The organism is Virgibacillus salexigens, from assembly GCF_014905415.1.
Lineage (GTDB): Bacteria > Bacillota > Bacilli > Bacillales > Amphibacillaceae > Virgibacillus > Virgibacillus salexigens.
This window is the reverse complement of sequence record NZ_BNEO01000005.1, coordinates 157,096-170,274: the sequence shown is the minus strand read 5'-3', so window position 1 is coordinate 170,274 and position 13,179 is coordinate 157,096. Positions and strand designations below refer to the sequence as shown.

Genomic DNA, 13,179 nt, shown 5'->3' with positions numbered 1-13,179 from the left:
CAGAAAGGGCGTTGAAAATGATTGCGATTATTGACTATGGAGCTGGAAATATTAAAAGTCTTCAGTTTGCATTGACCAAAAAAGGCATGGAATCCTACTTAACAACAGATCCTAATGAGATTGCTAACAGTGATGCAATTATCTTACCAGGTGTAGGAGCATTTCAAGACGCAATGAAAACGTTAGATCAAAAAGGCCTCATTGATATTCTGAAACATGAAGCGAATAATGGGAAACCTATACTTGGTATTTGCTTAGGCATGCAATTATTCTATGAAACAAGTGAAGAAGATGGAGAATGGGAAGGGTTCGGACTACTTGAAGGCAAGGTAAGTAGAATTAGCAACTCCGTAAAAGTACCCCATATCGGGTGGAATAATTTAACCACGCATCGAAACAGTGCATTATATAAGGATATCCCAGATGATGCGTATGTCTATTTCGTTCATTCTTATGCTGTAACAGCGTTTCAACATAATTCATTAATTGCAAGTTCAACATACGGAGGGATGATTCCAGCATTTGTCCAACAGGACAATATCATTGGAATGCAATTTCACCCAGAAAAAAGTGGCGATATCGGATTGCAGCTATTAGAAAATTTCGGGGAGATGATAAGATGATTCTATTTCCAGCAATTGATATAAAAAATGGAAAGTGTGTCCGCCTAACACAGGGAAATTACAGGAAAGAAAAAATTTATAGTGACTCACCAGTTTCTGTTGCGAAGCAATGGGAAGAACAAGGAGCGGCTTATTTACACTTAGTTGACCTCGATGGTGCAAAATCTGGCTTGTCTATCAATGCAGATTTGATTAAAGAAATTGCCAAGCAAACGAATATTCCGATCCAAATCGGCGGTGGGATCCGATCCATCACAGTTATGGAAGATTACTTAAATGCTGGAGTCGATCGAGTTATATTAGGAACAGCGGCAGTTAAAGATAAACAGTTCTTAGAGACTGCTGTTAAGAATTATCCGACTCAAACGGCAGTTTCCATTGATGCACGAAATGGTTTTGTTGCTACAAATGGGTGGACTGAAACAAGTAAAGTAGAGGCAACAGAAATTGTTGGAAACTTAGAGGACTTAGGTTTACAAACATTAATTTACACAGATATTTTGAAAGACGGTATGCTACAAGGCCCTAATTTGGAGGAATTAGAAAATGTCAATAACTCCACCTCCATGAATATCATTGCTTCAGGAGGAGTAACAACATTGGATGATATTATTCAATTAAATCAAAAACAGTTATATGGCGCAATAATCGGAAAGGCGCTTTATGATGGATCCTTATCATTAAAACAAGGATTGGAGCTGATCAGCAATGCTGGCTAAGCGTATTGTACCCTGCCTAGATGTCGATAAAGGCCGAGTCGTAAAAGGTAAAAAATTTCAAAATATCCAAGATGTCGCTCATCCGGTTGATTTGGCAAAGAAATACAATCAAGACGGTGCAGATGAACTCGTATTTTATGATATAACAGCCTCTAATGAAGAAAGAAATATTTTCCTAGATATGGTGGAGAGTGTTGCTGCAGAAATAGCTATCCCCTTTACTGTCGGAGGCGGAATCCGTACCGTAGAAGATATTCATCAAGTACTACGGGCTGGGGCAGATAAAGTATCAATCAATAGCGCAGCTGTTAAAAACCCATTGGTCATTAAAGAAGCTGCGCTGAGATTTGGATCTCAATGTATTGTACTTTCCATTGATGCAAAGCAAGCTGCCAATAATAGATGGGGTGTTTATATTAATGGAGGACGTCAACAATCAAACCTAGATGTTGTCGATTGGGCCAAACAGGGGGAAGCACTAGGTGCAGGAGAAATTGTCCTAAATGCAATTAATACAGATGGAGAAAAAAATGGCTACGACCTAGCATTAATGCAATCCGTTGCAGCTGAAGTAAATCTCCCGATCGTTGCAAGTGGTGGTGCAGGTACAACACAGCATTTTGCTGAGGTGTTACAAGATGGGATTGCAGATGCTGCCTTAGCTGCCTCTGTGTTCCATTATGGAGAAATTTCCATACCTGAATTAAAAACGGAATTGTATCAATCTGGAATAGAAGTTAGGAGAGATTTGCAATGGAAATAGATTTTAATAATATCACATTTGATGAGAATGGTTTGCTTCCAGCTATTGTACAAGATGCAAACACAGGACAAGTATTAACCCTAGCCTATATGAATAAAGAAGCCTTTGAAAAAACAATAGAGACAAAGGAAACATGGTTTTTCAGCAGAAAGCGTCAAGCACTATGGAATAAAGGAGCGACTTCAGGAAACAAACAAGTTGTTCAAGAAATCTCCTTAGATTGTGATCAAGATGCCTTGTTACTAAAAGTTAATCCGTTCGGACCTGCATGCCATACAGGTGATGTTACATGTTTTCATGACATGCTATACCAGAATAAACCAGCAAATTTTGAAGTAATTCAGCAGTTGACAAATCGGATATCTGAACGAAGAAATAATCCCGTAGAAGGTTCGTATACAACCTATCTCTTTGATATGGGGGTGGATAAAATTTTAAAAAAGGTTGGAGAGGAAGCGAGTGAAGTCATTATTGGTGCTAAAAACACCGATAAAGAAGAAGTCACTTGGGAAGTTGCTGATTTAACCTATCATACGCTTGTACTCATGGAAGTATTGGGAGTAGCTGTCACGGATATTTATGATGAGTTAAGCGAAAGACATATTCAAAAAAAGGCTGAACAAAATGACTAAATTTTGGAGTGAAGCAGCGAAACGATGTACACCTTATGTACCTGGTGAGCAATTAAATGATCCAAATATTATTAAACTAAATACAAATGAAAACCCGTATCCTCCCTCCCCTCTTGTAGTGGGAGCAATTAAACAAGAAGTGGAAAACCAAATGAATCGCTACCCTTCTCCTACATTGGATAATGTAAGAGAAAAAATAGCTTATCACTACCAAGTAGATAAAGAAAATGTTTTCATCGGAAATGGCTCAGATGAAGTATTAGCTTTTTCCTTTATGGCATTTTTTGAAGAACATCAACAGATTTTATTTCCTGATATTTCTTATAGCTTTTACCCAGTATACGCCAACCTCTTTCAAATTCCCTATAGAGAAATGCCATTAAAACAGGATTTCACCTTGGATGAAACGCTGTTTTTTGGATCTCAGGGAGGCGTTATTCTACCGAACCCAAATGCACCAACAAGTATTCATACTGCATTGGACCGAATTCAAGCCATTATCGAGAATAATAATGATAATGTCGTTATCATTGACGAAGCTTATAGTGATTTCGCTTCTGATAGTGCGGTTGAACTTATTAAGCAATACAAGAATCTCCTCGTTGTAAAAACGATGTCTAAATCGCGCTCGCTAGCTGGATTAAGAATCGGGTACGCTATTGGAGATAAAGAACTAATTGAAGGGCTCACCCGAATAAAGGATTCCTTTAATTCTTATACTGTTGACCGTCTAGCTATCGCCGGTGCAGAGGCTGCAATAGAAGATAATAAATATTATCAAGAAACAACGAGAAAAATAATGAATACGAGGAACTGGCTCTTATCGGAGTTAAAAAAACGTGGCTTTAAGGTACTGCCTTCCGAAACGAATTTTCTCTTTGTCCATCACCCAATGTTTCATGCTGAATCGCTTTATAAAGGGTTAAAAGAAAACGGCATTTTAGTGCGTCATTTTAATAAACTGCGGATATCGAATTACTTGCGAATTACGATAGGGACAAAAGAATCCATGGAACAGTTCCTGGGTATTATTGATGATATATTCAGCAAAAAATAATGGATCTTCCCTTGTAGAAGGGAGATCCATTTTATTGTCTATATTAAGGTTTCTACTTCAGCATCTTTTTTCAATTCATCCACTTTTGCTTGAAGCTGTTCATTTGTTTTTTGCTGTTCAACTTGAGCTTTTATTTGTTCCTCTAAATCTTTCAACTCACCAATCTCTTGATTTTGTTCTTTGATCTGATTGTAGTACTCTTCTATTTCCTTATCCGTTACTTTAATATCCAACTGTGAGTCAATATATTTCGTTGTAATTAAATCATCTTTTAACATCGTTTTGAATTGTTCTTCATTTAATTGGAATTGTTCCATCGCTGCAGTTAATTGATCGCCATTTTGTTCTTTGAGTGTATCGAATTCAGATTGAACCTCTTTATCTGATACTTCAATCCCTTTACTCTTAGCATCTTCACGAATTAAATGTTGCTCAACAAGAACTGTAATTGCTTGTTCTTTCAACTTTTCTTGATCACTAACATCTTGGCCATATTGTCCCATTGTAATCTTTAGTTGAGAGTATGTTGGGTTATAACGGTCACCTTTAATTTCTTCCCCATTTACAGAAGCTACTGCTTTATCGGCAGCTACTTTCTCCTCATCTGTTACTTCTACTTTTTGCTGTTGTTGCTGCTGACCTTCTTCAGACGAACTCCCTTGCTCTTGCTCTGTAGCTTGTTCGTTACTATTATCTCCTTCAGCGTTGTCGTCACCACAAGCTGCTAATACAATTGCTAAAGTTAAAGTGAAACCTAACAAAATCAATTTCTTCATTCGTACAATCCCTCTTTTCTTCGTGAATGTCCTTTCATTCAAACATACTTCGTATAACCTTTTCAAGTGCCAAATGTGCTTTTTTCAGTGAAAAAACAACTGTAGCAAGGGATAAAGCCCCATTTACAGTTTATCAACAATACTCGGGCCTTTTTCTCAATTATGCCACATTCGACAGGCTTTTATGTACCTACTTAATTATCGACACTAGCAGGAGCGCCTTTTAATGATAGGTTTTCAAGTGTTTAGCTGAGATTATTTTACCCTAGCTACTTCATGAATTATAATCAACAACACTTGTCTAAATGCAATTTTCTGCAAAAAAATTGCTTATCAGAGAAAAAACTCTAATAAGCGGCATAGTTTCCCTATTCACTCTCACAGCCTTCATCTGTACAATAAGTTGTTTTAGCAGAAGTAGGATTTAGGGATTTGAGTTTACTTTCTTTTTGTTCTTCTTCCCATATCTGATTTAGTACTTCTTCAAACACTTCTTGAGGCTGTGCACCAGATAGTGCATATTTTTCATTAAAGACAAAGAAAGGAACTCCTTGAACTCCAATTTCTCGTGCTTGTGATTCATCTTCTCTTACATGTTTTGTATATTCATTAGATTCCAGCATTCCTAGAACATCTTGTTTATTTAAATCAACATCAGCTGCTAATTCGGCTAGTGTAGGATAATCGCTTATTAATTTGGATTCCGTAAAATACGCATGCATTAACCGTTCTGCCATATCCCTCCCTTTTCCTTGCTTTTCAGCATATTTAGCTAATCGATGTGCATCAAACGTATTTGTATGCTGCATTGTATCAAAACGGTAGGTTAGACCAACTTGCTCCGCTTGCTTTCCTACATTTTTGTTCATTTGCTTTGCCTGATCCAATGACATACCTTTCTTATTTGATAAGTGTTCATGTATGGTTTCATTTGGCATCGCCTCTGATTCTGGATCCAACTCATAACTTTTGAATTCTAATGTTACTTCGTTTCGATGAGAGAAAGTTTCTAAAGCGTTCTCTAGCTTTCTTTTTCCAATATAGCAAAAAGGGCACACAAAATCAGACCAAATTTCAATTTTCATAGCTGCACCTCATTTCTCCTATTATTGTAGCATAGCTGAACTTTCCTAATGAAGAATCCTGCTTGGTCCCGATTAATGATAATTGGGAGAGTCATCTTGATCGACATATTTTCCATGGTTAGGCATAGCTAATTCATCAAAAGAAGATACTAACCTTTGAAATCCTTTGGATAGTTTCTCGTCTTTCATAACTGCACCGTGTCCAGATACCAAAGTTGATGGATTAAGCTCAGCCAGCTTTTCAACCGACGCTCGTGCAGCTTTCCAATCGGTTGTAAGATATCTTGGTGGACCACATACCTCTTGTGTTTGCATAAAAACACGTGGCAATGAATCTTGTCGAACCGTAACCACCGCGTCACCTGAGAATAAAAATCCGTCACGTTCACGGTAAAACGAAACATGCCCTGGCGTATGTCCTGGTGTGTGAATCCATTTCCAATCAGCTAACCCCGGAACGGAATTATCTTCCGGTAAAGATTGAATTGCTTCTCCTAAATCAATCGGTTCTACTGGATACATAGAGGATATTTTAGCTAATACCCCTCCTTCTACGGAGGGGTCAGGATCTGGATAACTCTTCTCACCCGTCAAATAAGGGATTTCTAGTGGATGAGCATATACAGGAACATCCCATTCCTCTAATAAATCAGCTATCCCTCCAACATGATCAAAATGCCCATGTGTCAATAAGATTGCATTCGGCTGACTCCCTCTTCCGAAACGATCCACAACCACTGACTTTATCTCCGGAGCAGCATTTGGTAAACCAGCGTCAATTAACACCCAGTCACCTGTCTCTGGATTGCCAATAAACCCAATATTGACGATTTGATCCGTGTAGTAATATATATCGGTTTTAACTTGAATTCCCCCACCACTCGTGATCGATGTCATTGGAATAAATTTATGATGTTCGGATTGATGAAATTCGTTATCCATAATAACTAGCTCCTTTGTATCGTATTACCTCTAGTATTTATCAGGGAGCAAAAAAATAACCACTCTAAGAGCAGTTATTTATACATGAATAGTTATGTTGAAGCATACTTCTTCTTTTCTTCAATAGAACCATCCTGTCGGTGTACAATCAAATACGTTCCTTTATTTTTTGCTATTTTTCGAGCACGTTGGATAGCCCCATGCTTATCTTGAAAAACATTACTTGGCTTCTTCCCATTACTTGATCGTACAGCCCAGCCGCCTTCATGAGCAACGACATGCTCGCCTTCCTCTAATCGCTCTGGATTATTTTCATATTGCTTTCCTTCGCTTGAACGTTTCGTTGGCTTGCCGTTATTTTTATACTGATTTATTTCTTCAGTTGAAGCTTGTTTGCGCCATTGTTTGGCTTGTTCAATTGCAATCGGTATAGCTCTACTCTCCTCATACCCTTCATCAAGCATCGAATTTGCAATATCAATCGCTTTTTTCTTCGTAATAGCTTCTAAGTTTTTCATAGAGGATGGATAATCCGTTCGTGTCCATGGCATAGAAAAAAACCTCCCGACGAAAATTCTTAGTTATAGACTACCCTTTTCGATATCATTAAAAACACATGATATACGTTATTCATCCAAGCAGGAAAGAGGCATTTTTATTATATGCTAACGGGCATATCAGCGGGAGTAACTGAACACTTTCTTATCTTTTGAAAAAACAGCTAATGCTTATATAAGCATTAGCTGTTTTCTTCTAATAATGATGTTCCCATTATATTCACACGTTTCGTATTTTTTAAATCTTCAAGTGTGGTTACGCCAATTCCAAACATAACCATTTTCAACTCTAATTCGATTTGATCCATGGTCGTAACAACTGCTTCAGCTGATTCAGTTGCTGCCTGTAATAACTGACGAGCAAAACCGATCACATCAGCACCAATTGTTATTGCTTTGGCAGCATCAACTCCTGTTTTCATCCCTCCGCTTGCCACTAGTGGAATACTTGGAAGCTTACTCTTAACAGAAACAATACAATCCTTCGTAGGTATTCCCCAATTATTAAACGCTTCAGCTGCAGCTTTTTTTAAAGGATCCTGAGATCTAAGTTTTTCCACTTGGCTCCAGGATGTACCGCCTGCTCCAGATACGTCAATATAGGAAATACCTGCGCCATATAGTTTTTCTGCCACAGTGCCATCAATCCCAAAACCAACTTCTTTCGCACCAACTGGTACTGTTAATTTATTACAAATTTCTTCAATCTTTGGTAACAATTTTTCGAAATTTAAGTCGCCTTCATCTTGCACGGCTTCCTGTAAACTATTCAAATGTAAAACAAGCGAATCAGCCTCCGTTAGATCAACAATCCGCTGAGCTTCTTCTACTCCATAACCATAATTTAATTGAACTGCCCCTAGATTAGCAATTAATGGCGCTGTCGGAGCCTGTTTGCGAATCAAAAAAGAAGCTTTATGCGAATCACTTTCTAACAACGCTCTTGTAGAACCTAGTGCAACAGCCCAACCTTTTGCTTCTGCTGCTATTGCTAGGTTTTGATTGATTTCAGCTGCTAATTCTGATCCACCTGTCATCGAACTAACCAAGAAAGGAGCCTTTAACGATTTATTTAAAAAACTTGTATCGGTTTTGATGGTATCAAAATTAATTTCTGGAAGTGCATTATGTATAAATGAAATACCCTCTAGCCCTGTTGCTTTGTTAACACCTTCCACATTTTCGGTTAAGCAGAGCCTGATGTGTTCGGTTTTCCTGCGGTTGATTCCCTCTTCCATGCTATAGACCTCCAATATTTGACCTCGGATCTTATCATAACATAACTTGTCTATGAAATCGTATGTTTCGATTAGAAATGAAGAAGTTTGCTTCCATATTCTTTTGCCTAGTTCTAAGCCAGCATACGCTAAGTATACGAATTTTTTTCTTTTTTAGGAAACACGGTATAACTAAAGCTAATGATAAAATCAATTAATAAAATCAACGACCATAAACGAAGTGTTCCAAGAAGTACAAAAGTTTGTGCTGTATCATTGATGTATAAGATAATTCCTCCTAGACATAAGCTTCCGATACACCAAGCTGCTAAGTGACGATACCAGCCAACTCTTTCACGTTTAGCAAGCTCTTTGCCATATTTTTTCTTTTTGGCAGGCCTCTCTCCATTTGCAAAATGGAAAGCAAATTGCTGATCTGCCCACTTAATCATAGTATGGCCATATGCAACACTCACACCAATATAAATTGCAGCAATACCATGGACAGTCGAAGCCACTGCACCGTTTTTTAAATCGATGACGGTTGCTATTAACAAAATGCAATCGACAACCGGTGTAAGAATAAGCAAAATCGTACTCAGCCGTTGCCTTTTTAAGATATACCTTGTTACCAATCCAGCTGCAACAAATATCCAAAAGCCTATTTCACAAGCTATGATCAACCAACCAATCATTATCTCCACCCCTTTTTTAGTACAGTTGTACTAATTAAATTATATGCGACTTATTTAAATAATACAACTGTGCTATAATAAAAACATGCCAAAAAAAGTAGATCATGAAAAAAGAAAAATCATTATAGCTGAAGCAACATGGAAAGTAATTGCCGAAGCTGGGATAGAACGAGCGACTGTTCGGAATGTGGCTGAAGCTGCTCAACTATCCGTCGGCTCTTTAAGGCATTATTTTACGACACAACCTGAATTATTACGCTATTCGATGCAGCTCATTTCTGAACGAGTAAGCGAACGGATGGCCAATAAACATTACACAGGGCCACCACTTCAAGTCATGCAGGAAATACTTTTCGAATTTTTGCCTTTCGATAACAATAGAAAAATAGAAATGGAGGTATGGCTCAGCTTCACAGCAAGAAGCCTTGTCGATCCAGATTTAATGAATTTAAATCGACAAGTATATCATGATTTAAGGCAAGTTGTTTCTACGGTTATCCATAGCCTTATATCCTTACAATTCGTAGCAAATGATTTTGCGGCGGAAGTCGAGATTGAACGGTTATATGCACTCATTGATGGACTTGCGATCCATCATATACTCCAACCAGACAGTTTATCTGTGGATACCATGCATGCTGTTATCCAGCATCATCTACAAACATTATGTAAACAGGAGGGGTAGAGATGAAACAAAGAGCCAAACACTTTGCAACAAGTGCACATCATGGGCAACGGAGAAAAAGTTCGAATGCCCCATATATTACACACCCAGTTCGTGTAGCTGAAAGACTTGAAGCGGCTGGTTTCGGTGAAGAATTAATTTGTGCAGGCTATCTACATGATGTCGTTGAGGATACGCCTTATACAATTGAAGACATTAAAGAACACTTTGGCAGTCATGTAGCTTATTTGGTTGCAGCTCACACAGAGGATAAATCCTTACGTTGGAAAGAACGAAAACAACATACCATTGATACTGTCAGAGTAGGTGGTAAAGAAATCAAACAGTTAATAATAGCCGATAAACTTGATAATTTATTAAGTCTAGAGGCTGACTTAGCTAATCAAGGTGATGCAGTATGGGATCATTTTAATGCTCCATATGATCAACAGAAATGGTATAACCAAGCGATTGCTAAAGTAATGTATAACGGGATCAATCAAGAAGACATACCAGATTATTTTAAGACGTATGAAGAACTCGTTCATCGAATCTTTGTTTCATAACAAATATAAAAAAGCTGCTATGGGAAAGTAATATAGCTAAATAAAACCGGCACGTAAACCCGATCTCTATTACATTCGATTCGGGCCCTTCATTCGATTGCAGTTTAAAATCGTTTCGCTTTTTCACTGGATCGGCCTCAGCTGACTCGAGTAAGAAATCGCTTACCCGAGTGGATCATTACAACCACTGCTGCAGCCATAGAAGCTCTGTAATGTTTTTCTACTGTATAATTAACTATTAAGCAAGTGTGTTCCTTTTCTTCATTTTAAGTTTGAGGGGGGTCTATATGTCCCCCCATTCAATAAATGGTTTAAATCCGTGATTCTTTCTACCGTTTGTGATATTTATATCGTTTTTTCATGGTCTTCGATATCTGTTTCCACTTGTTTTTTTCTTCTAATTGTGCTTTTTGGTCTTGTTTTCTTTTTTCATATGCCAGTTCACGCTGCAATTTGAGGTAACTCTGAAAGCGTTGTTCCGATAGTTCACCTGAAGCTATTGCAGCTTTCACCCGACAACCTGGTTCTGTATCATGCCGACAATCTGTGAAATAGCATGCTTCAACAAAACTTTCTACATCTTGAAATGTAGTGTTAAAAGAATGATCGCCTTCCCATAGCTGTAGTTCACGCATTCCAGGTGTATCAATAAGCAATGCGCCACTTTGCAATTGAAACAACTCTCGATGGGTTGTCGTATGACGTCCTTTGCTATCCTGACTACGAATAGCTTTCGTCGTCTGTACTTCTTCGCCCAACAATATATTAACTAGTGTTGACTTTCCTACACCAGAAGACCCCAGTAATGCTGCTGTTCTCTTCGGAACTACATACTCCAAAAGATCGTTCAACCCTTCACCAGTCAAACTACTTAAAGCAACAATTGGCACTCCAATCGCTATCTCTTCGATTTCGCTAATCGCATCTGCTAGTACCGCTTCTGTACATTCATCCTTCTTTGTTAGAACAATAATAGGTGTAGCTCCACTTTCATAGGCAGCAAGGACATAACGCTCCATCCGCCGTATATTTAAATCCTCATTTAATGAATTAACAATAAGGATCGTGTCTACATTTGCCGCCACGAGCTGACCCTCTGTTTTCTCTCCTGCCGCTTGCCGGATAAATTGACTCTTTCTCGGCACCACTTGATGAATAACTGCTTTTCCTTCCTCCATCAATTTATCTACGCGAACCCAGTCACCAATGGTTGGAAATTCTAATATGGAGGTAGTACCATTTAAAAATCTTCCGCTTACATGGGCAATATAGTCATTCTCCCCATCGGTAATTCGATACTGATTACGTTGAACCGCTGCAACGCGTGCCAGCTTATCCGTATCTATTGCAGGGAAAAAATGTTCATCCCAGCCTAACTTTTCTAAATTACTCACGATTGTTTCCTCCTATTTTCTGGAGGAAAGCCATTATACCGACCGTTCCTCCATTTTACGTGTAATATGGGTGGTTTGCTTTTTTATTACGAATTCACTCATAAAACATCACTCCTTTCAAATGGAAAAACCTTATACTCTTAGATTAGTTATACATCATTTTTATGTATACGTAAAGTTTGTAAAAGAGAAATGAACAAGAGAATATGCGTGCTGTCAAAGTGTGTTTCGTCGAAGCGACACTTTCTTATCTTAATAAAAAGCCTTTCACCACTAACTGTTTTAGTGGTGAAAGGCTTATAGGTATAATTATTTTAATTCGTCTAGAATCTCATTAATTTTATCCATTTCAGATTGTAATCCGCCACCGCTTAAGTACCAAAGCGGACCATCTAAATAAATAATTTGATCATTCTTATAAGCTTTAGTTTGTTTAATAATATCATTTTCCATATCCTTATTAATATTCGAATCCCCACCAATAGCAGCTGTGCGATCAATAACAAATAACACTTCTGGATCAAACTCTAGTAATGCTTCAAAGCCAAAGTTTGAACCGTGTGAAGAAGATTCAATATCTTCTGTTACAGGGTTGAAACCATATACATCATAAAGATAGCCGAACCGAGAATTACTAGCAAATCCAGATAAGTTACCTTCATTATACATGGTAACTAAACTAGTCTCATAATTTCCGGCTAGTTCATTTACTTCTTCTAATGCGGAATCAAATTCAGCAAGATATTCATCTGCTTCTTGTTCTTTATCAAACATTGTTGCTGCAATATTAACGGACTCTTGGAAAGTATTCCAATAATCATCTTGCTGTGTTCCAACAAAAACAACATTTGGTGTAATTTCTTTTAATTGGTCATAAAATGCTGACTGGCGCCCAGAGATAAAAATAACATCCGGCTCTAAAGCAGCAATATCTTCAAGTAACGGTTCTTTTAATGTACCAATGTTCGTATATTCATCCGATGCATATTTTTCCAAATGAGATGGTAACGTAGAACCTTTAGCTACTCCTACAATACCCTCAACACCTAATGCATCTAAAGTATCTAACATGCCATAGTCAAAAACTACAATATTCTCTGGCATCGATTCGAATTCTACATCTTCGAAAGTATAAGATGATCCGTCCCTACCTTCACTGTTAGAAACAGTTGGAGAAACTGTCATCGGATATTTTGAATCTTTACTTTGATCTTCAGAATTAGCACCTTGGCTTTCAGCATTTGAATCACCTGATTGTTCTGTGGCACTATCTTCGTTTGACCCACAAGCAACAAGTACGAATGATAAAAATATAAGTACAACTGCCATTCTAAATTTATTCACGCTTTATGACACCCCTCAAAATTATGTAATATATTCGCAACAAATGATATTGATAATCATTATCATCTGTTATATTTATAGTATAATCCCTTTCACATCAACCGTCAAGACTCTTTAATAAACTTTCAACATTTCATCGATTTGT

15 protein-coding genes are annotated in these 13,179 nt (G+C 37.8%); 7 read left to right on the top strand and 8 right to left on the bottom strand.

The features are described 5' to 3' along the window. Positions 1-17 precede the first annotated feature (17 nt). Genes hisH through hisC form a run of 5 tightly spaced genes read left to right on the top strand, consistent with a single transcriptional unit; the run spans position 18 to position 3,794 of the window. Entirely contained in the window at positions 18-623 is a 606-nt protein-coding gene (gene hisH, locus JKP73_RS18050) for an imidazole glycerol phosphate synthase subunit HisH (protein ID WP_021288690.1), read from the top strand. Then, positions 620-1,342: a 1-(5-phosphoribosyl)-5-[(5-phosphoribosylamino)methylideneamino]imidazole-4-carboxamide isomerase gene (gene hisA / locus JKP73_RS18045; protein WP_200411618.1), complete on the top strand. Its 723-nt coding sequence runs from the start codon at positions 620-622 to the stop codon at positions 1,340-1,342. The genes hisH and hisA overlap by 4 nt, the downstream gene beginning before the upstream one ends. Beyond that, entirely contained in the window at positions 1,332-2,105 is a 774-nt protein-coding gene (gene hisF / locus JKP73_RS18040; protein WP_021288692.1) for an imidazole glycerol phosphate synthase subunit HisF, read from the top strand. The genes hisA and hisF overlap by 11 nt, the downstream gene beginning before the upstream one ends. Then, complete coding sequence (hisIE, locus tag JKP73_RS18035) at positions 2,096-2,737, top strand: bifunctional phosphoribosyl-AMP cyclohydrolase/phosphoribosyl-ATP diphosphatase HisIE (protein ID WP_021288693.1); 642 nt, start codon at positions 2,096-2,098, stop codon at positions 2,735-2,737. Before hisF ends, hisIE begins: the two co-directional genes overlap by 10 nt. After that, positions 2,730-3,794, top strand: a complete 1,065-nt coding sequence (gene hisC / locus JKP73_RS18030) for a histidinol-phosphate transaminase (RefSeq protein WP_021288694.1) — start codon at positions 2,730-2,732, stop codon at positions 3,792-3,794. The genes hisIE and hisC overlap by 8 nt, the downstream gene beginning before the upstream one ends. A gap of 38 nt (positions 3,795-3,832) precedes the next feature. On the opposite strand, the gene JKP73_RS18025 is transcribed toward hisC, so the two are convergent. From JKP73_RS18025 to JKP73_RS18000, 6 genes are all read right to left on the bottom strand, one after another. Next, the gene (locus JKP73_RS18025; protein ID WP_021288695.1) at positions 3,833-4,570 is read right to left on the bottom strand and encodes a SurA N-terminal domain-containing protein; all 738 of its coding nucleotides are present in this window, start codon (positions 4,568-4,570) and stop codon (positions 3,833-3,835) included. Positions 4,571-4,938: 368 nt separating this feature from the next. Beyond that, complete coding sequence (locus tag JKP73_RS18020) at positions 4,939-5,655, bottom strand: DsbA family oxidoreductase (protein WP_021288696.1); 717 nt, start codon at positions 5,653-5,655, stop codon at positions 4,939-4,941. A gap of 72 nt (positions 5,656-5,727) precedes the next feature. After that, entirely contained in the window at positions 5,728-6,597 is an 870-nt protein-coding gene (locus tag JKP73_RS18015; protein ID WP_021288697.1) for an MBL fold metallo-hydrolase, read from the bottom strand. Positions 6,598-6,689: 92 nt separating this feature from the next. After that, positions 6,690-7,148 carry a DUF2188 domain-containing protein gene (locus JKP73_RS18010; RefSeq protein WP_021288698.1) on the bottom strand — a complete coding sequence of 153 codons (459 nt, stop codon included), beginning with the start codon at positions 7,146-7,148 and terminating at the stop codon, positions 6,690-6,692. Between the two features lie 188 nt (positions 7,149-7,336). Then, a complete protein-coding gene (gene fni / locus JKP73_RS18005; protein ID WP_021288699.1) occupies positions 7,337-8,392 on the bottom strand; it encodes a type 2 isopentenyl-diphosphate Delta-isomerase in 1,056 nt (351 codons plus the stop codon). A 128-nt stretch (positions 8,393-8,520) separates the two neighbouring features. After that, complete coding sequence (locus JKP73_RS18000; RefSeq protein ID WP_021288700.1) at positions 8,521-9,066, bottom strand: hypothetical protein; 546 nt, start codon at positions 9,064-9,066, stop codon at positions 8,521-8,523. 85 nt (positions 9,067-9,151) lie between these two features. Here JKP73_RS18000 and JKP73_RS17995 point away from each other — a divergent pair, with 85 nt between their 5' ends. Together JKP73_RS17995 and JKP73_RS17990 are read left to right on the top strand one after the other, a co-directional pair. Beyond that, entirely contained in the window at positions 9,152-9,751 is a 600-nt protein-coding gene (locus JKP73_RS17995) for a TetR/AcrR family transcriptional regulator (protein ID WP_021288701.1), read from the top strand. 2 nt (positions 9,752-9,753) lie between these two features. Next, positions 9,754-10,296, top strand: coding sequence for an HD domain-containing protein (locus tag JKP73_RS17990; RefSeq protein WP_200411617.1), 543 nt, complete (start codon positions 9,754-9,756; stop codon positions 10,294-10,296). Positions 10,297-10,625: 329 nt separating this feature from the next. On the opposite strand, the gene rsgA is transcribed toward JKP73_RS17990, so the two are convergent. Both rsgA and JKP73_RS17980 read right to left on the bottom strand, forming a co-directional pair. After that, entirely contained in the window at positions 10,626-11,690 is a 1,065-nt protein-coding gene (gene rsgA / locus JKP73_RS17985; RefSeq protein WP_038245783.1) for a ribosome small subunit-dependent GTPase A, read from the bottom strand. 309 nt (positions 11,691-11,999) lie between these two features. Then, a complete protein-coding gene (locus JKP73_RS17980; protein ID WP_101953570.1) occupies positions 12,000-13,019 on the bottom strand; it encodes a siderophore ABC transporter substrate-binding protein in 1,020 nt (339 codons plus the stop codon). Positions 13,020-13,179: the final 160 nt, after the last annotated feature.

Bases quoted from the DNA above. Each gene is read 5' to 3' on its own strand.
- hisH (WP_021288690.1), top strand. From the start codon at position 18: ATGATTGCGATTATTGACTATGGAGCTGGAAATATTAAAAGTCTTCAG.
- hisA (WP_200411618.1), top strand. From the start codon at position 620: ATGATTCTATTTCCAGCAATTGATATAAAAAATGGAAAGTGTGTCCGC.
- hisF (WP_021288692.1), top strand. From the start codon at position 1,332: ATGCTGGCTAAGCGTATTGTACCCTGCCTAGATGTCGATAAAGGCCGA.
- hisIE (WP_021288693.1), top strand. From the start codon at position 2,096: ATGGAAATAGATTTTAATAATATCACATTTGATGAGAATGGTTTGCTT.
- hisC (WP_021288694.1), top strand. From the start codon at position 2,730: ATGACTAAATTTTGGAGTGAAGCAGCGAAACGATGTACACCTTATGTA.
- JKP73_RS18025 (WP_021288695.1), bottom strand. From the start codon at position 4,570: ATGAAGAAATTGATTTTGTTAGGTTTCACTTTAACTTTAGCAATTGTA.
- JKP73_RS18020 (WP_021288696.1), bottom strand. From the start codon at position 5,655: ATGAAAATTGAAATTTGGTCTGATTTTGTGTGCCCTTTTTGCTATATT.
- JKP73_RS18015 (WP_021288697.1), bottom strand. From the start codon at position 6,597: ATGGATAACGAATTTCATCAATCCGAACATCATAAATTTATTCCAATG.
- JKP73_RS18010 (WP_021288698.1), bottom strand. From the start codon at position 7,148: ATGCCATGGACACGAACGGATTATCCATCCTCTATGAAAAACTTAGAA.
- fni (WP_021288699.1), bottom strand. From the start codon at position 8,392: ATGGAAGAGGGAATCAACCGCAGGAAAACCGAACACATCAGGCTCTGC.
- JKP73_RS18000 (WP_021288700.1), bottom strand. From the start codon at position 9,066: ATGATTGGTTGGTTGATCATAGCTTGTGAAATAGGCTTTTGGATATTT.
- JKP73_RS17995 (WP_021288701.1), top strand. From the start codon at position 9,152: ATGCCAAAAAAAGTAGATCATGAAAAAAGAAAAATCATTATAGCTGAA.
- JKP73_RS17990 (WP_200411617.1), top strand. From the start codon at position 9,754: ATGAAACAAAGAGCCAAACACTTTGCAACAAGTGCACATCATGGGCAA.
- JKP73_RS17980 (WP_101953570.1), bottom strand. From the start codon at position 13,019: ATGGCAGTTGTACTTATATTTTTATCATTCGTACTTGTTGCTTGTGGG.